Origin of the sequence: Streptomyces sp. NPDC090499 (genome assembly GCF_044769305.1) — a bacterium.
GTDB lineage: Bacteria > Actinomycetota > Actinomycetes > Streptomycetales > Streptomycetaceae > Streptomyces.
In genome coordinates this window covers 65590-84694 of the sequence record NZ_JBIVXP010000009.1, presented here as the reverse complement: position 1 = coordinate 84694, position 19105 = coordinate 65590, and the positions used below count along the sequence as shown (strand labels likewise).

Genomic DNA, 19105 nt, shown 5'->3' with positions numbered 1-19105 from the left:
CGGAGCACGTGCGTCCGCCGTCGCCGGACGCCGCCGGACCAGGGCGCGTATCGAGTCGTGATCATTTGGCGGTCCGGGTGAGGTCTTTGATCCAGATCGTCGGGGCGTGTAGGTGCAGTCCGGCGAGGTGGCTGTCCGGGGTCTTGTCGTATCGGGTGGCGATGGCTCGCCAGGCCTTGGGCTTGTTGATCAGGCGCTCGACGGTGTTCCCCTCGTTGTAGAGGCCGGTGTCATGGCTGACGGGCCGACCGCCCCCAGAGTCCTTCTTCTTCCTGTTGGAGGCCTGGTCCTTCTTCTCCGGGATCACTGCCTTGATGCCGCGTTGGCGCAGGTGGGCCCGGTTGCCGTAGGAGGAGTAGGCCTTGTCGGCGGCGACCGGGTCCGGCCGGGTGCGAGGACGGCACTTGCGGTCGGTGAGGACGTCCTCGCCCAGGTGCATCCCGGCTGCGTCGTGGTGAGCGCGCGCGGTGGTGGAGTCGATGCTGACCAGAGACAGATCGATCTCACCCCGCTTCGCGGCTTCCGCGATCAGGCCCTCCAGCAGGGCCTCGAAGACACCGGCGTCACGCCGCTGCCGGAAGCGGTTGTGGACGGTCGACCGGGCACCGAACTCCTGCGGCATCTCCCGCCACTGCCCGCCGGTCCTGAACCGCCAGATCACGCCCTCGAACCGCTGTCACAGCCGCCCGGGATACGGGCCGTACTCGGCGATCGGCAGGTACGGCTCGATGAACTCCCATTTCTCGTCCGTCAGTTGCACTCGCGTCACGCAAGAAGGTCTACCGGTCCAGACCCCACCAGGAAGGCGAATCCCACAGATTGACGCGCCCTAAGGGGTGTTGCACAAGCCTGTGTTCGGGCAGCTCAGAGCCCGTGAGCGGGGTGGTCTGCTCATGGCGTGAGGGCGAGGTTTGCATGTGGGCGACGGCCCGGACCGCGTGATGGAGACCGTTGCCCCGCTGGCGGCAGTCGCGGAGGATCTTGTAGTTCTTCATCCGGCCGCTGACGTGTTCCACCCGGGCACGGACCTTGCGGCGCTCGGCGTTGTCGTCCTCTTCGGCCTTCAGCAGAGCCCTTCCTGGGCCGCTGCGGTGAGGTACCGCCATCCCGCAGTTCAGTTGGGGGCTTTGGCCATGTTCAGGAGCTGCTGGTGGATGTCGGGTCTGGCGAACAGGGCAGCGCCTGTGTCGGTTCGCCGTTGGCCTGAGAGGTCGCTGAAGGTACCGCCGGCCTCCTCGACGATGGGGATCACTGCGGCGATGTCCCAAGGGCCGGCACCCAGCAGGAGGAAGGCATCGAGTTTTCCTGTCGCGACCAGGAGGGCTCCGTGACAAGTGCCGGAGCCGGTGGACGGTTTACTCGGTGGCGGCGTGGTGTGGTCTGCCGTCGACCAGTCGAGCACGGGGAGCACAGTCGCAGTGCCTGCCGCCAGCCTTGCGGCGGCGTCGCGTTCGGTTGCGCTCAGGCGGGACGGTGGAGGCCAGATGCCGATGGCGGCATCCTGGGCGTTTCCTTGTGGCGTGAGGGTCAGACGGGTCGGAGGGGCTGACGGACCGGAAGGGCATGGCCCCATCCAGGCCCCAGTGCCTGGCGTTGCCCACCAGCGGCGCCCGAGTGCCGGGGCGGAGACCATACCGAGCGTCACGTCACCGTGATCTTCGAGGGCGATGAGGGTGCTCCATTCCGGATCGCCCACGATGAAGCTCGCCGTCCCGTCAATGGCATCGATGATCCATCGGCGGCGGCTGTGCCCCTGGGCGCCGAACTCCTCACCGACGAAAGCGTCGCCGGGATGTTCGGCGCGGATCGACGCGCGCAGAACACGTTCGATCTCCCGATCGGCCTCGCTGACCGGACTTCCGTCGCCCTTGCGCTCGGCGCCCAGGTCGGGTGCACGGAAGTAGCGCCGGGCGATCTCGTCCGCCTGATCGGCCAGGCGCAGCGCCAGCGCCAGGTCTGCCGAGTCCGTCATACCGTCCACTTTTCCCGCTGCCACCCTCGTGATCAAGTCCTGGTCCAGGTCCGCCACCGCGGTGAGACGATCACGGCATGGCAGGTGTGATCACGGCGTCTGAGCCGTCCTGGATATCCCCGTTCACAGGCGTGCATCCGCGCCGGTTCCACAAGACAGTGAGCTCTTTCAGCGTTGTCGCTCCAGGGTGAGGACGGCCGCGGCGATTGACGTCATTCGATTCGGGCTGCACCGGGATCCACGGAAGACGTGCCAGGACTTCAAGCGTGCGACGCCGCGCTCGACCGGTGCCCGAGCCGCGGACAGCGCACGGTTGACGGTTTGCTGGGTCGGCGTGAGCTCGCGGCCCGGCGGGCGTCTGAGGGCTGTTGTCACCCACGGGCCGGCTCCCGTGCAGGCGCGGTCGGCGAGGATGGGGATGCCCTGGCGTTCGCAGATCCGGATGATCCGGTGGGCGCGGGCTGCAGTGAGATCGTGCGTGCGGCCGGGCATCGTCGGCAAGATCCGCAGGAGCTGGCCGGCCGGGTCGGTCACCACCTGCACGTTCACACCGTGTCGGCGGTGCTTGTGGGAGAAGTCGGCCCGACTGTCGCCGACCCGGTGCCCGCGCCGTGCCCGGCCGCGACACGCCGCCCGATCGCTTACCCGGCAGCGGTTTCGTCGAAGAGTTCGTTCCGACCTGGTGGGTGGGGTGAGTTCAGTCGCGAGCGCCAATCGTATGGCCGGTGGCGTGGAACAGACCCATCGGCAGCGCACCGATGGCCATGCCGAGCAGCGCCCAGCCGGGATGCCGGCCTGGATGCGCGCCCCAAAGACTCAGCCCGGCAAGCGCCAGGCCCGACCAGCCGGCGAGCACATTGACCACCGGGGAGGAGCCGAACACGGTCGGGAACCGTTCGGCCGCGATGCCCTTGGCGAAGTGAGGATACGCGTTGGCGCCCAGTATGCCGGCCAGGAAAGCAAGCAGTACCGCCTGCCACATGCCAGTCTCCATCCCGTTGCCGTGGAATCTGTTGACCTAGAATCGGACTCGTGACTCCGATTAGAGAATACGGACTGACCACTCCGGTTGCAAGGAGTGGCCGATGACCACCATCCGGCCCCAGCGCGCCGACGCGCAGCGCAACCGCGCACGGGTGCTGGCCGCGGCAGAGCGAGTCTTCGCCGATCGAGGTACGGCCGCCTCGACCGAGGAGGTCGCCCGCGCGGCCGGGGTCGGTGTCGGTACCGTCTTCCGGCATTTCCCGAGCAAGGAGGCGTTGCTGCAGGCACTTGTCGTGGAGCGCCTCGCACGGGTCGCCGCCGACGCCCGCGAACACGCCGCATCGCCGGATGCAGGGGCGGCCTTCTTCGACTTCTTCACCACCGTCGTCCGCGGCTCGGCCACCAAACTCGAACTCGTGGACGCACTGGCCGCATTGGGCATTCATCCGGACGAGGCCGTCGCGCCGGTCGCCGAGGAGCTGACCGAAGCCGTGGCCGCTCTACTGCAACAGGCGCAGCGGGCAGCGGCGGTACGCATGGACATCGGAGTCAGCGAGGTCATCGCGCTGCTCGCCGGCGCCTCTCAAGCCTGCCGCTACGCTGCCGACGACCGGCCGCTGGTCGTCATTCTCGATGGCCTGCGCGTTCCGAGCACCCAGTAGCGCCCCCGCAGATCTGCTGCCGGGCCGTCCGGCACGGGAAGTCACAGAGCCGAAGATCTCAACGTACGACTGCCCTACTACCAGCAAGATCATGAACTTCATGGTTGGAGTGCGGCTTGCCGCCAGTAGTGGCACTGGCGTGTCCGGGCCTGGTGGCGTCGGCGCCAGTGTGACCAGCGCAGTCGGTGTGCGAGGCCGTGGACGGGGCCGATGAGGGCTGCGAACAGGTGGTGGATTTCGTTGCCGGTCAGGGGGATCAGGTCGTCGCGCGCGGGCCGGTCGTGGCGCTCGGTGGCTGCGGTGACGGCAGGGAAGGCGTGGGCGAGCATCGCAAGGGTGACCCAGCGGTGCCAGGAGGTCCAGCGGCGGAACTGGTGCTCGTCCAGGCAGGTCAGGCCCGTGCTGGCCTGGAACGTCTCTTCGACCGTCCAGCGTCGTCCGGCCACCCGCACCAGTTCGGACATGGGCACCGGGTGGGGCGAGAAGCAGCGGTGGAAGGCGAGTTCGCCGGTCCGCCGGTTGCGGCGGACCATCAGGGACCACAGGTCAGGCTGACCAGAGGTGCCCTGGATGTCGACCTGTGCCCAGTCGTAGTACCGCTCGCCCTTCGCGCCCGCTCCGGCCGACAGTCGCTGCCAGGCTCTCTTCGGGACGCGCGCGGCCAGAGCCCTTGCCTGGAACCTCCCCGCCTGCGTGACGACGTGGGTGCTGGAGACGGCCAGGACGTGGCCGGTCCGACGCTGTTCCAGAGCGGCCCGTAGGTGTGGGGTGTCGCCGTGGACTTCATCTCCTGTGACCCGGCGCGCGGGTGTTCCCGCGTCCAGGGCTCGCTCGACCATTTGCGCCGCGGATTGGGGCTTGGTCGCGAATGCCAGGCCGTCGGGGATGCCCGCACTCCGGCAGCGGTCCGGGTCGTCGGTCCATGAGCGGGGTATGTACAGGGCTCGGTCGATGGCGGCGTGTCCACGGGCGGCGGAGTAGACGAGGCAGACGCCGACCTGGGCGTTCTCGACGCGGCCGGCCGTGCCGGTGTACTGGCGCTGGACGCCGACGGTCGACGTGCCCTTTCCCAGGCCCCCTGTCTCGTCCACCACGAGTACTGCGTCGTCGTGCAGGTGCTGGACCACGTAGGCGGGTATGTCGTCTCGGACCCGGTCAGCGTCCCATTTCGCGCGGTGGAGCAGGTGTTGCGTGCAGTGCGGAGTGGCGTCACCCGCGTGCTCGGCCAGGGTCCAGCAGTTCTTCCGCGGCAGGTCCGACAGGAGGCCGGTGACCAACAGCCCTATTCGGCGGCGGGGTTCAACTCGGGCGAACCGGGACGCGATCCGGCTCATCAGCGCCTCGAATGCCTCCTGCCGGCGGGCCGGCACCACGCTGGGGCCCGAGGTCGCCGCGTGCTCATCGGTTGTCCACACAACACCTGATGATCAACGGCGGCCTCACCCGCCCGGACGCCACCGGAACCAGAACCCCGTCCCTTCCACCTGGTGGCCAGCGCCGGTGTACCGCAGCTCACCCACAAGCCGACGCGCATCGTCCGGCGCCTGGCGGTACTGCGCCAGCAGCGCGTCCAGTTCGTCGTAGCGCGCGTTGATCCCACCCTGGCTCAGATAGGCAGCACCAGCGCTCTGGCGCTTGTTCCAGTCGACGTAGATGGCCCATTGCTCGCGTTCCAACTCCACTGCGTCCGGGCTCGCGGGCCAGACGCGGTACTCGTCAGCCTCGTCGCCGGAGTACTGGCCGTAGCCATCGAAGTAGTGCGGCTTCCCGTCGATGTCAACGAGGCCGACGCGCGGACCGTCGTACCACTCCAACTCGACGATCACACGCTCGAAGCCGCCCGCGGTCAACTGCGCTTCGTCCCAGGTCTCAGCCACACGCGCAGGCTACCGACGGGCGACCTTCACCTCCATGATCAGGGTCTACAGCTGGAGTACTGGGCCCCGTGGGCCGCGGAGATCTGGCCGGCCAGAACGGCGAACGGAACGGCATGTCGAGTGCGGCGTGGCGGGGCCCCGCCTCGGGCAGGGCGTCGTCGGCCAGTGACTCGGCCGTGAGGGGGTCCGGAGGCCGGCCGACGGGGGCCGGCCGGGACACCTGAACCCGACCGGCCCCCGACCGGCGTCACGTGTCGCGCGGGACGCGCGCCGTCGTGCGCAGCTGCGGGCCCCTGATGGACAGCCGGCCGCCGAACTGGGTGAGCTGGGAGGCGGTCGCCGCGGCGAGCGTGATGGTGCGGGTGCGGGTGGCCGGATGCGACAGCCAGCGGGGTACGGCGTCGGGGGTGACGGAGACGGTGCGGTCCGCCGGGAGCGGGCTGCCGCCGAGGCCCGTGACCCTGCCGGTCAGTCTGCGGACGTAGAAGGTCGTCACCCCGCCGGTGCCCGGCCCCTTGAGCGTGGAGGTGGTCGCCGGTCTCGCCCGCAGGCGCATCGCCGCGCGGCCCCGGCCCGCGGTCAGATCGAGGTTGAGCGCGTCCATCGACCGTACGGTGAACTTCAGGGCCCGGACGCTGCCGGTCCCGGTGCGCAGCGAGACCACCCCGCGGAACCGGGCGCCGCGGAGTACGAGCCGGTCGGCGCGGAGCACGCAGGGGCCCTTCGCGGAACGGACCGGAGGCGGCGCACCGGCCCGTGCGCCGAGAGCGCCGCCGGGCACGTGCGGCACGTCGAGGCGCGGGAGCACGGCGACGGCGACCACGGCCAGCGCAGCCGCCAGGGGCCGCGCCGTACGACCGAGCACGCGGCCTACCGGGCGGGGGTGCGGGTCAGGTGCCACTGCGCCCCTCCCCCGTCACGGTCGGCGCGGCCGTCGGCGCGGGCCGGTCGTCCGGTGCCGTGTGCGGTTCGTCGGCCGGGGGCGGCAGCCAGGCACAGGCCAGGGAGCCGCCGACCAGGCCGAGGGCGACGCCGAGGAAGAGGCCGCCGAAGTTCGCGACGGGGAAGGAGACGACGGCGAGCAGGAGGGTGGCGATCCCGGCGAACACCCGGAGATGGGGGCGGCAGCAGAGCGCGACGCCCAGGGCCAGGAGCAGCGTTCCGATCAGCAGGGAGCCGGCGCCGGAGGTGGTCGACAGGGCGAGCGGGATCCCGCCCAGGTTCAGGTTCGCGTACGGCCAGTAGAGGATGGGCAGACCGGCGGCGAAGGTGAACAGCCCGGCCCAGAAGGGACGTCCGCCACGCCAGGTGCGGAACCACGGCCGGAACTCCGACGCCCTGGCGAGCAGTTCACGCCCGTTTCGGAATGGGTTGGTGATCACGCGTCCTGTCCTGGTGGATGGGGTGCTGGTCCCGGGCGGAGGAGTCGGGTTCCGGGTCTGCGGCCGCCGGGGTCAGAAGCAGGCATGGTCGCCCTGCTGGAGCCGCACGCGCAGGCCCGGGACGCTGAACGTGCCCGCGGAGACCGCGACGGCGGTCACCCGCACGTCGTTCAGGGTGGTCGACGACGCCTGCTGGCCGACGCCGTCGGGATCGAAGAACTGCGAGTTCCGGTCTCCGGACCTGACCGGGCCCTTGGTGAGGGCTCCTTGGGCGACGCCGATGTCGAGACCGGTGAAGTTCGCCTCGGCGACCGACTCGGTCGTCGCGTCGATGAAGAAGTTCGAGGTCTCGACCGGCCGGCCGGAACCGCCGGTGAGCCGCAGGGTCTGCGTGCCCAGCACCGGTACGTCGACGACGACGGACTGGCACAGCGTGCTGATCGTGGCATGCCGGAAGCCGGTGACCACGACGGGGACGAGTTCGTGTTTCCTCGTCACGTCGATCATGCCGTAGAGGCTGAACCCACGGGCGGTCAGCGTGTCGGCGGAGAGCTGGAACTTCTGGCCGGAGATGAAGAACGAGGCGGCGAGCACTCCCTGTCCCATGGCGACACCGACGGCCGAGCAGGCGGCGACGCCGGGCACCAGAACCATCGCGAAGCGTCTCCAGCGGGTCCCTCCGGCGCGGTGCGACATCCCGTCTCCTTCGGTCGTGAGGTGGACCCGCCCATGCCGACAAGGCCGCAGATGCCCCATACGTCCGGTGATGGATCCTAGGCTCCCGGCTGCGCCGACCGACCGCACGCCAGGCCCGCCGGACGAGTGACGCAAGTTCTGCTGCTCCCTTCGGGCGACCGGGCCGGTGCGGCCCTCAGGAGGCGAACGGCACCTGCGCCGACGGCGCTTCGCTCCTCCCGGCCGGGTGCCGCCACACGCCCTGCGCGGCCAGCCGGGGCAGAACCCCCTCCCCGAACCAGTACGCCTCCTCCAGATGCGGATACCCGGACAGCACGAACTCCTCGATGCCCAGCGCCGCGTACTCCTTGATCCGCTCGGCGACCTCGTCGTGGGAGCCGACCAGCGCGGTCCCGGCACCGCCCCGGACCAGGCCGATGCCCGCCCAGAGGTTGGGGTGGATCTCCAGCGCGTCCCGGCGGCCGCCGTGCAGCGCCAGCATCCGCTGCTGCCCCTCGGACTCGCTGCGGGCGAGTCCCGACTGCACCGACCACACGGTTTCCGGGTCGAACCCGTCCAGCAGCCGGCCGGCCTCGGCCCACGCCTGCTCGGAGGTGTCCCGGGTGATGACGTGCAGCCGGATCCCGAACCGCAGGGTGCGCCCCTGCTCCGCCGCGAGCCCCCGGATCCAGGCGATCTTCCCGGCGACCTGGGCCGGCGGCTCCCCCCAGGTCAGGTACACGTCGACGAAGCGGGCCCGCGACCTCACCCGCGACCGGCGAGGACCCCCCGAAGTACACCTCGGGCACCGGCTCCGGCACCCGGGCCAGCCTGGCGTCCTCGACCCGCAGGTGCTCCCCGTCCAGATCGACCGCCTTGCCCTCCCACAAACCCCGTACGACCTCCAGGAACTCACCGGTACGGCGGTAGCGGGCGTCCTTGTCGAGGAAGTCCCCGTAGGCCCGCTGCTCGTGGCTCTCTCCCCCGGTCACCACGTTGAGCAGCAGCCGCCCGCCGGTCTGCCGCTGGAAGGTGGACGCCATCTGCGCGGCGAGCGTCGGCGAGACGAACCCCGGCCGGAAGGCCACCAGGAACTTCAGCCGCTCGGTGTGCTGGCTGACCATCGCCGTGGTCAGCCACGCGTCCTCGCACCAGGCACCGGTCGGGGTGAGCGCACCCACGAAGCCGAGGTCCTCCGCGGCCCTGGCGATCTGGCTCAGATAGGCGACCGTCGGCGGCCGGTCCCGTCCCGAGGCCGTCGCCGGGGTGCCGTGACCGCCGCCGACGACGTGCCGGCTGTCCCCGTTGGTGGGCAGGAACCAGTGGAAGGTGAGGGACACGGGGGTCTCCGATCGAAAGGGGCGAGGGGTCACAGCAGGCCGTGGCGGGGCGGCAGGGTGCCGTTGAGGACGTAGCGGCCGATGTGCTGGATCTTCCAGCGGGTCGGATCGTGCAGGGTGTGGGTCCGGGCGTCCCGCCAATGCCGGTGCAGATTGAGGGAGTTGAGGGCGGAGCGGGTCCCGGACACCTCGAAGAGCGCCCCGGCGACGGTCACGGCCGCCCCGGCCGCCTGTACCTTCGCGGCGGCCACGGCGACGGACGCCTCGGCGGCCGACGCGTCGGTGAGGCCGGCGCCGGCCGCGTCGACCGCGCGGGCGGCCTCCCGCAGCAGGGCCTCGGACGCCCGTACCTGCACGGCGAGTTCACCGAACCGCTGGATCAGAAGCGGGTCCTCAGCGGCGGACTCCACCCCGCTCTCGAACCAGGGCCGGCTGCTGGTCCGCACGAACTCCGCCGCCTCGGCCAGCGCACCCCCGGCGATCCCCACGTCGATGGCGGCGTGCAGCAACTGGGCGACCGCACCGTGGAGTTGAGGTCCCTGGAAGGTCAGGTGGTGCGGCAGCACGCGGTCGGCGGGCACCGCCACACCGTCCAGCCGGACGGTGCCGCTGGCGGTGGTGCGCTGCCCCATGCCGTCCCAGTCGTCGACGACGGTGAGGCCGGGCGCGTCCCTGGGGACGTACGCCACGTGCAGGTTGTCGTCCTCGGTACGGGCCAGGACCGGGATCCAGTCGGCGAAGAGCGCGCCGGTGGAGTAGTGCTTGACTCCCGTCAGCCGACAGCTGCCGTCGCCCTGGCGTGCCAGGCGGGTGCGGATGTCCTGGACGTGTTTCGTCCCCGCCTCGGACTGGGCGTTGCCGAAGCGGCTGCCGGCGAGCAGCTCCGCGAAGAAGAACTTCCGCTGTTCCTCGGTGCCCTGACGGCGGATCACGTTGACGTACACGAAGTGGCTCTGCGGGATCTGCGCGAGGCTGCCGTCGGCCGAGCCGAGGAGCCGGAAGATCTCCGCGAGGGTCAGGGCGCCGACGTCGGCGCCACCGTGCTCGGCGGGCACGGTGACGCCGAGCAGGCCCGAGGCCGACAGCCGGTCCAGCTCGGCCCGGGGCAGGCGGCGTTCGGCGTCCCGTTCGGCGGCCCCGGCCCGGAACTCCTCGGCCAGGGCCGTCGCCACGGCGAGGGCCTCGGCGGCGTCGGCGATGACGTGGGCGGTCATCGGGTCAGCTCGCCGCGGCCAGGACGGGCGTGCGGCCGAGGAGCGCGGCCGAGAACCGGTCGACGACCGGGACGAGGGCCTCGGCGGCGGCCGGTGCGAGGGCCAGGGTGCCGTCCTCCCCCACGGTGATGTCCTTGTCGAGGGTGAACCAGCCCTGGACTATGTGCGCGGCGCCCATGGAGTTGAGGACCGGGCGCAGCGCGTAGTCGATGGCGAGGACGTGCGCGACGGAACCGCCGGTGGCCAGCGGCAGCACGGTCTTGCCGGTGAGCGCGTACTGCGGGAGCAGGTCGAGCAGCGCCTTGAGGACGCCGGAGTACGAGGCCTTGTAGACCGGGGTGCCGACCACGACCCCGTCGGCGCGGGCGAACAGCTCGGTCGCCTCGACGATCGCCGGGTGCCGGAAGTCGGCGCCGAGCAGGGCCTCGGCGGGGACGGTGCGCACGTCGAGCGGGACGACCTCGTGGCCCTGGGCGGTCAGCCGCTGGTCCAGGTGGCGCAGCAGGCGGCCGGTGCGGGAGGAGGCGGAGGGACTGCCGGAGACGGACAGGACGGTGGCCATGGAGCTGCCTCTTTCTGGTGGCCGGGGCGGCGCGGAACGCCTCGCCGAGGGGGAGGGTCAGGCATGCGCCCGGGCGGACCCGGGCTCGGTGGCCGGGAGCTGGGCCCCCGGTTCGCGGACCAGGGGCAGCACACGCCTGCCGAAGTACTCGACCTCCTCGTGGTAGTGCAGGAAGCCGAGCAGGAGGAGGTCGACGCCGAGCTTCCTGTAGGCGACGATGCGTTCGGCGACCTGTTCGGGGGTGCCGATGAGGCCGGTGCGGAAGCCGTCGTTGTACTGGACGAGGTCCTCGAAGGTGGAGTCCTGCCACATGCCCTTGCCGTCGGCGGCGGACTGCCCGGCCTGCCTGACTGCGGCGCCGAAGCCCTCGACGGCCTCGCTGTCGGCCTTGGCGATGATCTCGCGGAGGGTGTCGCGGGCCTCGGTCTCGGTGTCGCGGGCGACGAGGAAGCCGTTGAGGACGAACTTCGGTGCCGTACGCCCCGCTTCGGCGGCGGACTTGCGGACGTCGTTCAGTTGCTCGACGACGCCGTCGAAGTCCTTGCCGTTGGAGAAGTACCAGTCGTAGACGCGGCCCGCCATGGCGCGGGCGGCGGTGGAGTTGCCGCCCTGGAAGATCTCGGGGTGCGGGCGCTCGGGGGTGTTGAGCGGCTTGGGCTTGAGGGAGAAGTCCCGCAACCGGTAGAAGTCACCGGCGAGTTCGGTGTGGTCCTCGGTCCAGATCCGGCGCAGCACGCGGATGAACTCCTCGGCGCGGCGGATGGGGGTCCCCCCGGTTCGAGCGAAGCCGAGAACTGGGGGAGTTCGTCGTGCTCCAGCCAGGGCTCGCCTAGCGCGGTGAACTCCCCCTTGAACCAGCCGGAGACCACGTTCACGGCGAACCGGCCGTTCGAGAGGTGGTCGGCGGTGGCGCCCAGCTTGGCGAGGACACCGGGGTGCCACAGACCGGGGTGGACGGCGGCGATGACCTTCAGGCGCTCGGTGGCGAGCGGCACGGCGAGGCTGAAGCTGGTCGACTCGTGCTGGAACTCGGCGCCGTAGCCGGCCATGTAGCGGACCTGGCTGAGGGCGTACTCGAAGCCGTTGTTCTCGGCGAGGACGGCGAGTTCGCGGTTGTAGTCGTATCCCCAGTCGGTGCGCTGCTCGATCTTGCTGGTGACGAGTCCACCGCTGACGTTGGGGACCCAGTAGGCGAATTTCACGGGCGCGGCGGGCATGCGGAACTCCTGTTGCGAGTTTTCGGGCACGCCGGAATTCAGCGCCGACCGCGCGGCGCGCGGGTGGGCACGTTGAATTCAGGCGGGAGAATTCGGGGGAGAATTCAGGCGGAAGAAGAGGGAGACAACGCGGCGGATCTTGGTGGGGTGATCAGGCCGCGGCGCAACAGGAGGCGCTGGAGACGCGCGCGAGGTCGACGTGGCGTCGCCGCGTGAGGTCCAGTCGCATCTTCATGCCGTCGATGGTCGCAGTCCGTGCCGAGGGCCGTCAAGGAAAACCCGACCGGTCTCGTATCGCGGACCATTGAATTTCACGAACGTGTGACAGGGAAACCCTTGAACACGCCCCCGGCTGCGGCGCATTCCGCCGGGGTGCGGACCGAACAGCCGGAATACATAGCGGCCGTGACCCGGCTCGTTTCACTGCGCCGGGCGGCCGACGAACTGCGCCTGTCGCAGCCCGCGTTGAGCGAGACCGTGCGGAACCTGGAGCGGGAGCTGGGCATCGACCTGCTGGAGCGCAAGCGGACCGGGGCGACGATGAGCGCGGCGGGGCAGGAGCTGATGCCGCACATCGTCCAGGTGCTGGAGGCGGTGGACCGGCTGCGGGTGGCGGCGGGTGAGCAGCACCGGATCAGCCGGATGGTGCGCGTGGGTACGGTCAACGCGGCGACCGTGCCGCTGCTCGTCCCGGTGCTGCGGGACTTCCGGGCCACCCATCCGGTCACCCAGGTCGAGGTGGTGGGCACCCAGCAGACGGAGATCCACCGGGGGCTCGCCGAGGGCGGTTTCGACCTGGGGCTGGTGAACCATCTCGACGGCGACGACGCGCCCGCGGGTTTCGAGGCCACCGAACTGCTGCGCGGGCGGCCGGTGGTGTGCGTACGGCCGGACAGTCCGCTGGCCGGCCGGGCCGAGGTGTCGGCCGACGACCTGCTCACGGTGCCGTTGATCGCCATGCGCACCGGGTACGTGATGCACCGCTATGTGCACCGGCTGCCGGCGGACCGCACCCCCGTCTTCTCGTACTCGACGGACGGGGCCGAGACGGGCAAGCTGACGGTCGCGGAGGGGCTGGGCGCGACGGTGCTGCCGGACTTCAGTGTGGTCGGGGACCCGCTGGAGCGCGACGGGACGATCGTGTGCCGGCCGCTGGCCGGGGACGCCACCGAGGTGGTGCTGATGCTCCAGCGGCGGCGGGCCGAGTCGGTGCCGCAGGCCGCGCGGGACCTGCACGAGACGTTCGTGCGCCGGGCGGCCGAGCTGGGCACGGACGCCGCCTGAGCGCTCCGCCGGACGTGCCGCGACATGCCTTCGATCGGCTGCGGCGCAGTCGTGGCCGGTCGCGCGGTTCCTCCGCCGGCCTTGGCCGGGGGTGGCCAAAGGTATCCCCAGAGCTCCCCCTCGGGGCGTTGCCGAACCGTACCGGGCCTCAGGTGTCGGTCGCGGTCAGGTGGTTCCGCAGCGCCGCGCTGATCTCTTCCGCCGCGGCGAGCTGGTCCGGCGTGAGGGCGGCCACGAACAGCTCGCGCACGGCACGCAGATGGGGCAGGGACGCGTTGCGGAACGCCTCCGCGCCCTGGGGCGTGAGCACCACCTCGGCGCCCCGGCTGTCGGTGACGCACTCCTCGCGCCGGATCAGTCCGCGCCGCTCCATGCGGCCGATCTGGTGCGAGAGGCGGCTGCGCTCCCAGCCGACACGGTCCGCGAGGTCGGAGGAGCGCAGCCGCCGCCCGTCCGCCTCGCGCAGGGCGAGCAGCACGGCGTAGTCGCCCGGCGACAGGGAGCTCTCGCGCTGCAGCCGGGACGCGAGCGCGGAGCGCAGCGCCTCCGTCGTCTCGATGAAGTCCCGCCAGACCCGCAGCTCCTCGGCGGTGGGGAGTTCCTTCCGTCGCGCTGTCATCGTGCCGCCACTCCTCTTGTTGACATGTCAATCATATGCGAGCGATGATTGATGCGTCAACTAATCGAAGGAGTCCCGTCATGTCCGACCCAGTCCCCGTGTCCGACCTCGTCTTCGGTCTCGACACCTTCGGCGACGTGCCGCAGGACGACTCGGGAGCCCCGGTGTCCTACGCACGGGCCATCCGGCAGGTCGTCGACGAGGCCGTACTCGCGGAGGAGACCGGCGTGGACGTCATAGCGCTCGGCGAACACCACCGCCCCGAGTACGCGGTCTCGTCCCCGGAGACCGTCCTCGCCGGCATCGCCACGCGCACCCGGCGGATCCGGCTGGCCTCCGGCGTGACCGTGCTGAGCTCGGACGACCCGGTCCGCGTCTTCCAGCGCTTCGCCACCGTGGACGCGCTCTCCGACGGCCGGGCCGAGGTCATCCTGGGACGCGGCTCCTTCACCGAGTCGTTCCCCCTCTTCGGATACGACCTGAGCGACTACGACGTGCTGTTCGAGGAGAAGATCGAGCTGTTCGCCAAGCTCCTGGAGGAGAAGCCCGTCACCTGGAGCGGCACCAAGCGGGCGCCCCTCGAAGCCGCCGACGTCTTCCCCAAGACCGAGTCGGGCCACTTGAGCACCTGGGTCGGGGTCGGGGGCACCCCGCAGTCGGTCATCCGCACCGCCCGCTACGGATTCCCGCTCATGATCGCCATCATCGGCGGCTCCCCGGAGCGCTTCGCACCGTACATCGACCTGTACCGGCGCGCCGCCGACCAGTTCGGTACCACCGCGCACCCGGTCGGGATGCACTCGCCGGGGTTCGTCGCCGACACCGACGAGGCGGCCCGGGAGCAGCACTGGCCGTCCTACCGGGTCATCCGTGACCGCATCGGCGCGCTGCGGGGCTGGCCGCCGATCCGCAGGGAGGAGTACGAGGCCGAGATCGAGCACGGCTCCCTGTACATCGGCTCCCCGGAGACGGTCGCGCGCAAGATGGCCGGTGCGGTCAAGGCGCTCGGCGTGGGCCGGTTCGACCTGATCTACACCAGTGGGGCGCAACCGGTCAGCGCCCGCCTGCGCGCCGTCGAGCTGTACGGCACGAAGGTGATCCCCATGGTCCGCGGCCTTCTCGCCGGCTGACGCCGTGAACGGAGCAGAGCCGAAGGCCGCCGGCGTGCGTACGGTCGGCATCCTGGGGGCCGGCAAGGTCGGCACCGTACTGGCACGGCTGGCGCTGGCGGCCGGCTACCGCGTGCTGATCGCCGGATCCGGCGCCCCCGCCGCGATCGCCCTCACCGTCGAGGTGCTCACCCCCGGTGCCGTACCGGTCGGCGCCGCGCAGGCCGCCGCGGAGGCGGACGTGGCCGTCCTGGCCCTGCCGCTCGGCAAGTACCGCGGCATTCCCGTCGGAGAACTGCGCGGCAAGGTCGTCGTCGACGCGATGAACTACTGGTGGGAGGTGGACGGCGTCCGCGCGGACCTCACCGACCCGCTGACCTCCTCCAGCCAGACCGTGCAGGCGTACCTGCCGGATTCGCGGGTGATCAAGGCGTTCAACCACATGGGCTACCACGACCTCGAGGACGACGCGCGGCCCGCGGGAACCCCGGGCCGCAAGGCGATCGCGATCGCCGGCGACGATCCGGACGGCCTCGCCACGGTCGCCTCCCTCGTCGACGCGCTCGGTTTCGACCCCGTGGTGGCGGGCCCGCTCGCCGAGGGGGTCCGGCTGGAGCCGGGCACCGAGCCCTTCGGCGCGGACGTCGACGCGGACGAACTGCGTGCGATGCTCGCCCGGTTCCCGGAGTCCGACCGCGGACGCGCCGTGATCGCCGCACGGGCGGCCGCCGCGGCGCGGACCGGACCCGCCGCCTGAACACACGTACGGCCAGGACGGTCTGCACGTCCGGGCACGTCTGGGCACATCGTCCCGATCGTGCGGTGCGGGCATGGTTCGTCCGCTTCGCCCCCGGCGTTTCGGTACGGTGGGAGCCGCTCCGCGGAAGGGCCCCGGTGCGGTTCCGCGAGCGCTGACACGGCGTCACGGACCGGGCAAGGAGACAGCATGCTCTCGGACTCGATCGACTCGATCGTCTTCGGCGCCGGGGGCTTCATCGGCCGCTCCCTGGTGGCGGAACTCCTGCGCCGGGGCCACCGGGTGGCGGCCGCCGTGCGCGGCTCCGGTGACGGGCTGACGTCGTGGCTCGACGGGCAGGGCGTGGACCGTGCCGCTCTGACGGTGGTCCGGGCCGACCTCACCGTTCCCGGTCTGGGGCTGCCGGCGGACGGGCTGTCCGGGGTCCGCGACGTCTACAACACCGCCGCGCGCTTCGCGTTCGGCATCACGGCGGCGCAGGCCCGAGCGGTCAACGTGACGGGGGCCGTGCAGGTGGTCGCCTGGGCGGCGGGCCTGCCCGAGCTGCGCCGGGTGGTGCACATCAGCGGCTACCGCATGGCCGCCGCGGACGGCCGGCCGCCGGACTACCGCCGGCTGGGCGCCTACGAGGCGTCGAAGCAGGAGGGCGACGCCGCGGTGCGGGCCCGCGCCGGCGAGCTGGGGGTGCCGCTGAGCGTCGCCAATCCCAGTACGGTGATCGGGCCGGGCCAGTACCTCGGCCTGGCCGAGGTGGTCTCCGGGCTCTGGCAGGGCCGGCTGCGGGCCCTGCCCGGCGGTCCCGGCGTCTTCCTCCCGGTCGTGACCCTGGACCACTTCGTCCGGTTCCTGGCCGCCCTTCCGCAGGACCCCGGGAGCGCGGGCCGCACCTACTGGGTGCTGGACGACTCCACTCCCGAACTGCCCGCACTGGTCGGCCTGCTGGCCGAGCACATGGGGGTGCGCGCTCCCGGCCGCTCGATCCCGGTGGGCGTGCTGCGCAGGCTGCCCCGTGCGATCACCCGGGCGGATCCCGAGACCCTGTCGTTCCTGTCGACCGACCGCTACGACACGGCGTCCGCCCGCGCCCTGTCCGCGGCACACGGACTGTCCATGGCGCCCGTGCGGCCGGCGCTGCGCCGGTGGGCCGACGACCTGGTCGCCACCCGCTTCGGCCGCTCCGGCCCGTCCCGCCGCCCCTGCGGCTTCCACGGTGTGGCGGGCACCCGCACCTGGGTGACCGGGGAACGGCGGCGCCCCGGATACGTGCTGCTGCACGGACTCCTGCTGAGCGCCGACGCCTGGGCGGAAACGGCGGACCGCCTGGACGCGCCCGCCCTCGCTCCCGACCTGCCCGGCTTCGGCAGGTCGGGCGCGGGCGCGGGAACGCTCGACGACTGGCTCGCGGACCTGCTGCGCCCGGTGCGGACCCGGCCGGTGCTGGTGGCGCACTCGCTCGCCTGCGGCCCCGCCCTGCGCTACGCCGCGGCCCGGCCCGAGCGGCTCGCGGCGCTCGTGCTGGTCGCCCCGGCCTTCCTCCAGCGGCCGTCCGCCGCGGTGCTGCGTTCGCCCCTGGCCGTACCGCTGCTGCGCACGGCTCCCGCCTCCCGCCTGGCTCGTTCACTCGGCCTGTCCGAGGAACCGGGCCTCGACGCGCTCGCGCTGGACCTGCGGCGTGCCGGGACGTCCCGCCGGGTGGTCGCCGCCCTGCGCGACGCCCACCGGCAGCGCGCCGAACTCCGCCGTGCACTACGGGAGTTGCGGCTGCCCGTGGACATCGTCGTCGGGTCGGCGGATCCGCTCACCGAGCCCGTGGACACGCCGGTCACGGTGATCGAGGCCGCGGGGCACTGTCCCCAGCTCACCCGTCCGGCGGCCGTGGCAGGCCTCCTGACGTCCTGCCGGGACCGGGCCCGCAGCCGGTGACGGCGGCCCCGGACCGGTTCCGCCGGCCGCTACCCGGTGAAGGCGAGAACCACGTTGTGTCCGCCGAATCCGAAGGACGTGGACAGGGCCGCCCGGACGGATGCCCGTCGCGGGCCGCCGGACACCAGGTCCAGCTCGATCCCGTCCGACGCCTCGTCCAGGTTGCGGACCGGCGGGATCAGGCCGTGCACCAGGGTGAGGACGGTGAAGACGGCCTCGACCGCACCGGAGGCGCCCAGGAGGTGGCCGGTGGCGGACTTGCAGGCGGTGACCGCCGGATGCGGACCCACGGCCTCCTGTACGGCGCGGGCCTCGGTGGCGTCGCCCAGGGGCGTACCGGTGGCGTGCGCGTTCACATGGCCGATGTCGGCTCCGCCGAGATCCGCGTCCCGCAGCGCCGCCCCGATGGCCCGCACCTGGCCCTCCGCGGCGGGGAGCGTCACGTCGTACGCGTCGGACGTGACCCCCGCGCCCGACAGGGTCGCGTGCACGTGCGCGCCGCGCGCCCGCGCGAAGTCGGCGCGCTCCAGTACGACCATGCCCGCGCCCTCGGACATGACGAACCCGTCGCGGTCCCGGTCGAAGGGCCGGGACGCCAGGTCCGGGGCGTCGTTGCGCAGGGACAGGGCGCGCATCCGGGCGAACGCGCCGAGCGCCAGCGGGTGCAGGCAGGCGTCCGTGCCGCCCGCGACCACCACGTCCGCCCGGCCGGACCGGATCAGCAGCATGCCGACCGCCAGCGCCTCCGCGCCGGACGCACAGGCGCTGGTCGGAGCGTGCGTGCCCGCCCGGGCCCCCAGCAGCAGGCCGACCGCCGCGGCGCTGCCGTTGGGCATCAGCATGGGCACCGTGTGCGGTGAGATGGCGCGTGGGCCCCGTTGCTCCAGCCGGTCGTCCTGTTCGAGGAGGGTGAGCCCGCCGCCGATGCCGGTCCCCACGACCACCGCGAGCCGCTCGGCGTCGACCTCCGGCGCGCCGGCGTCCGTCCACGCCTCCCCGGCCGCCACGACCGCGGCCGCCTGACTGCGGTCGAGGCGGCGCCGCCGGACCCGGTCCAGCCGGAAGGCGGGGTCCTCGCACATGCCCCCTGCGATGCGGACGGGCAGCTGCTCGGCCCAGGGGGTGTCCAGCCGGGTCACGCCGGACCGGCCGGACAGCAGCGCCGCCCAGCTGGACGGCGCGTCTCCGCCGAGCGGGGTGGTCGCGCCGAGGCCCGTCACGAGCACCTCGGCACGCGGGGGTGTACGCCGGCCGGCGTGGGGCCGGTTCGTCTCAGTGGTCGCGGGCAGCATGGCGGGTTCCTTCCGCGCGATGATCCGGTCTGTCGCCTTGCGTCGTCGGCGGGATGTTCCCGGGCGTCTCCCCGGACGCCGGGGGGAGCCCGGCCGTCACCAGCGCCATGATGGCGATGAACAATTCCCCGGAGGTGAGAATTTCTTCAGCCCTTTCCATGCCTTCCTGAATTCTTCGGACATCGGCCTTCTCTTCGGCACGCCTGCCCGGAGAAATCTACTCGCCCGGAACGACC

Annotated in this window: 17 protein-coding genes and 6 pseudogenes; 6 read left to right on the top strand and 17 right to left on the bottom strand. The window is 71.9% G+C overall.

Annotation, left to right across the window (positions count from 1 at the left end):
* Positions 1-61: 61 nt before the first annotated feature.
* The 3 genes and pseudogenes from ACIQVL_RS29975 to ACIQVL_RS29965 form a co-directional block, all read right to left on the bottom strand.
* A pseudogene (locus ACIQVL_RS29975) lies at positions 62-769 on the bottom strand (transposase).
* Positions 770-914: 145 nt separating this feature from the next.
* Positions 915-1121: pseudogene (locus ACIQVL_RS29970) on the bottom strand (IS5/IS1182 family transposase); the annotation flags it as partial.
* The gene (locus ACIQVL_RS29965) at positions 1115-1972 is read right to left on the bottom strand and encodes an inositol monophosphatase family protein (RefSeq protein WP_403476873.1); all 858 of its coding nucleotides are present in this window, start codon (positions 1970-1972) and stop codon (positions 1115-1117) included. The pseudogene ACIQVL_RS29970 and the gene ACIQVL_RS29965, both read right to left, overlap by 7 nt.
* A 77-nt stretch (positions 1973-2049) precedes the next feature.
* On the opposite strand from ACIQVL_RS29965, the pseudogene ACIQVL_RS29960 reads away from it, so the two are divergent.
* Positions 2050-2136, top strand: a pseudogene (locus ACIQVL_RS29960) (IS5/IS1182 family transposase); the annotation flags it as partial.
* 4 nt (positions 2137-2140) lie between these two features.
* Here the strand turns inward: ACIQVL_RS29960 and ACIQVL_RS29955 are convergent.
* Positions 2141-2572 (bottom strand): annotated as a pseudogene (locus ACIQVL_RS29955) (transposase family protein); the annotation flags it as partial.
* A gap of 97 nt (positions 2573-2669) precedes the next feature.
* Positions 2670-2954 (bottom strand): hypothetical protein, encoded by a 285-nt coding sequence (locus tag ACIQVL_RS29950; RefSeq protein ID WP_403436509.1) that lies wholly within the window; start codon positions 2952-2954, stop codon positions 2670-2672.
* 103 nt (positions 2955-3057) lie between these two features.
* Between ACIQVL_RS29950 and ACIQVL_RS29945 the strand changes: the two genes are divergently transcribed.
* Positions 3058-3618, top strand: coding sequence for a TetR/AcrR family transcriptional regulator (locus ACIQVL_RS29945; protein WP_403476872.1), 561 nt, complete (start codon positions 3058-3060; stop codon positions 3616-3618).
* A 98-nt stretch (positions 3619-3716) separates the two neighbouring features.
* Here ACIQVL_RS29945 and ACIQVL_RS29940 read toward each other — a convergent pair whose 3' ends face one another.
* The 10 genes and pseudogenes from ACIQVL_RS29940 to ACIQVL_RS29895 form a co-directional block, all read right to left on the bottom strand.
* Positions 3717-4952 (bottom strand): IS701 family transposase, encoded by a 1236-nt coding sequence (locus tag ACIQVL_RS29940; protein ID WP_403477058.1) that lies wholly within the window; start codon positions 4950-4952, stop codon positions 3717-3719.
* Positions 4953-5057: 105 nt separating this feature from the next.
* On the bottom strand, positions 5058-5495 hold the full coding sequence (locus ACIQVL_RS29935; protein ID WP_403476871.1) for a hypothetical protein: 438 nt from the start codon (positions 5493-5495) through the stop codon (positions 5058-5060).
* Positions 5496-5742: 247 nt separating this feature from the next.
* Entirely contained in the window at positions 5743-6360 is a 618-nt protein-coding gene (locus tag ACIQVL_RS29930) for a hypothetical protein (RefSeq protein WP_403476870.1), read from the bottom strand.
* 25 nt (positions 6361-6385) lie between these two features.
* Positions 6386-6877: a DUF6114 domain-containing protein gene (locus tag ACIQVL_RS29925; RefSeq protein WP_403476869.1), complete on the bottom strand. Its 492-nt coding sequence runs from the start codon at positions 6875-6877 to the stop codon at positions 6386-6388.
* 72 nt (positions 6878-6949) lie between these two features.
* Positions 6950-7573 (bottom strand): DUF6230 family protein, encoded by a 624-nt coding sequence (locus ACIQVL_RS29920; RefSeq protein ID WP_403436499.1) that lies wholly within the window; start codon positions 7571-7573, stop codon positions 6950-6952.
* Positions 7574-7748: 175 nt separating this feature from the next.
* Positions 7749-8892: pseudogene (locus ACIQVL_RS29915) on the bottom strand (LLM class flavin-dependent oxidoreductase).
* A 29-nt stretch (positions 8893-8921) separates the two neighbouring features.
* Complete coding sequence (locus ACIQVL_RS29910; RefSeq protein WP_403476868.1) at positions 8922-10106, bottom strand: SfnB family sulfur acquisition oxidoreductase; 1185 nt, start codon at positions 10104-10106, stop codon at positions 8922-8924.
* Positions 10107-10110: 4 nt separating this feature from the next.
* On the bottom strand, positions 10111-10668 hold the full coding sequence (ssuE, locus tag ACIQVL_RS29905) for an NADPH-dependent FMN reductase (protein WP_403476867.1): 558 nt from the start codon (positions 10666-10668) through the stop codon (positions 10111-10113).
* A 57-nt stretch (positions 10669-10725) separates the two neighbouring features.
* A pseudogene (gene sfnG, locus ACIQVL_RS29900) lies at positions 10726-11885 on the bottom strand (dimethylsulfone monooxygenase SfnG).
* A 151-nt stretch (positions 11886-12036) separates the two neighbouring features.
* On the bottom strand, positions 12037-12114 hold the full coding sequence (locus ACIQVL_RS29895; protein ID WP_350786652.1) for a putative leader peptide: 78 nt from the start codon (positions 12112-12114) through the stop codon (positions 12037-12039).
* Between the two features lie 143 nt (positions 12115-12257).
* Between ACIQVL_RS29895 and ACIQVL_RS29890 the strand changes: the two genes are divergently transcribed.
* Entirely contained in the window at positions 12258-13169 is a 912-nt protein-coding gene (locus ACIQVL_RS29890) for a LysR family transcriptional regulator (protein WP_403477057.1), read from the top strand.
* Between the two features lie 148 nt (positions 13170-13317).
* Here the strand turns inward: ACIQVL_RS29890 and ACIQVL_RS29885 are convergent, their stop codons facing one another.
* Entirely contained in the window at positions 13318-13788 is a 471-nt protein-coding gene (locus ACIQVL_RS29885; protein WP_403436485.1) for a MarR family winged helix-turn-helix transcriptional regulator, read from the bottom strand.
* A gap of 98 nt (positions 13789-13886) precedes the next feature.
* On the opposite strand from ACIQVL_RS29885, the gene ACIQVL_RS29880 reads away from it, so the two are divergent.
* The 3 genes from ACIQVL_RS29880 to ACIQVL_RS29870 all read left to right on the top strand — a co-directional run bounded on the left by ACIQVL_RS29880 (position 13887) and on the right by ACIQVL_RS29870 (position 17577).
* The gene (locus ACIQVL_RS29880) at positions 13887-14918 is read left to right on the top strand and encodes an LLM class flavin-dependent oxidoreductase (protein ID WP_403477056.1); all 1032 of its coding nucleotides are present in this window, start codon (positions 13887-13889) and stop codon (positions 14916-14918) included.
* Positions 14919-14922: 4 nt separating this feature from the next.
* Positions 14923-15654, top strand: coding sequence for an NADPH-dependent F420 reductase (locus ACIQVL_RS29875; RefSeq protein WP_403476866.1), 732 nt, complete (start codon positions 14923-14925; stop codon positions 15652-15654).
* Between the two features lie 189 nt (positions 15655-15843).
* Entirely contained in the window at positions 15844-17577 is a 1734-nt protein-coding gene (locus tag ACIQVL_RS29870) for an alpha/beta fold hydrolase (protein ID WP_403436480.1), read from the top strand.
* A gap of 29 nt (positions 17578-17606) precedes the next feature.
* Here the strand turns inward: ACIQVL_RS29870 and ACIQVL_RS29865 are convergent, their stop codons facing one another.
* The gene (locus ACIQVL_RS29865; protein WP_403476865.1) at positions 17607-18869 is read right to left on the bottom strand and encodes a beta-ketoacyl-[acyl-carrier-protein] synthase family protein; all 1263 of its coding nucleotides are present in this window, start codon (positions 18867-18869) and stop codon (positions 17607-17609) included.
* Positions 18870-19105: the final 236 nt, after the last annotated feature.

What these genes read in the sequence shown, in the direction of transcription:
- ACIQVL_RS29965 (WP_403476873.1), bottom strand. Translation starts at nt 1,972, where the DNA reads ATGACGGACTCGGCAGACCTGGCGCTGGCGCTGCGCCTGGCCGATCAG.
- ACIQVL_RS29865 (WP_403476865.1), bottom strand. Translation starts at nt 18,869, where the DNA reads ATGCTGCCCGCGACCACTGAGACGAACCGGCCCCACGCCGGCCGGCGT.
- ACIQVL_RS29920 (WP_403436499.1), bottom strand. Translation starts at nt 7,573, where the DNA reads ATGTCGCACCGCGCCGGAGGGACCCGCTGGAGACGCTTCGCGATGGTT.
- ssuE (WP_403476867.1), bottom strand. Translation starts at nt 10,668, where the DNA reads ATGGCCACCGTCCTGTCCGTCTCCGGCAGTCCCTCCGCCTCCTCCCGC.
- ACIQVL_RS29910 (WP_403476868.1), bottom strand. Translation starts at nt 10,106, where the DNA reads ATGACCGCCCACGTCATCGCCGACGCCGCCGAGGCCCTCGCCGTGGCG.
- ACIQVL_RS29870 (WP_403436480.1), top strand. Translation starts at nt 15,844, where the DNA reads ATGCTCTCGGACTCGATCGACTCGATCGTCTTCGGCGCCGGGGGCTTC.
- ACIQVL_RS29895 (WP_350786652.1), bottom strand. Translation starts at nt 12,114, where the DNA reads ATGCGACTGGACCTCACGCGGCGACGCCACGTCGACCTCGCGCGCGTC.
- ACIQVL_RS29885 (WP_403436485.1), bottom strand. Translation starts at nt 13,788, where the DNA reads ATGACAGCGCGACGGAAGGAACTCCCCACCGCCGAGGAGCTGCGGGTC.
- ACIQVL_RS29940 (WP_403477058.1), bottom strand. Translation starts at nt 4,952, where the DNA reads ATGAGCCGGATCGCGTCCCGGTTCGCCCGAGTTGAACCCCGCCGCCGA.
- ACIQVL_RS29950 (WP_403436509.1), bottom strand. Translation starts at nt 2,954, where the DNA reads ATGTGGCAGGCGGTACTGCTTGCTTTCCTGGCCGGCATACTGGGCGCC.
- ACIQVL_RS29945 (WP_403476872.1), top strand. Translation starts at nt 3,058, where the DNA reads ATGACCACCATCCGGCCCCAGCGCGCCGACGCGCAGCGCAACCGCGCA.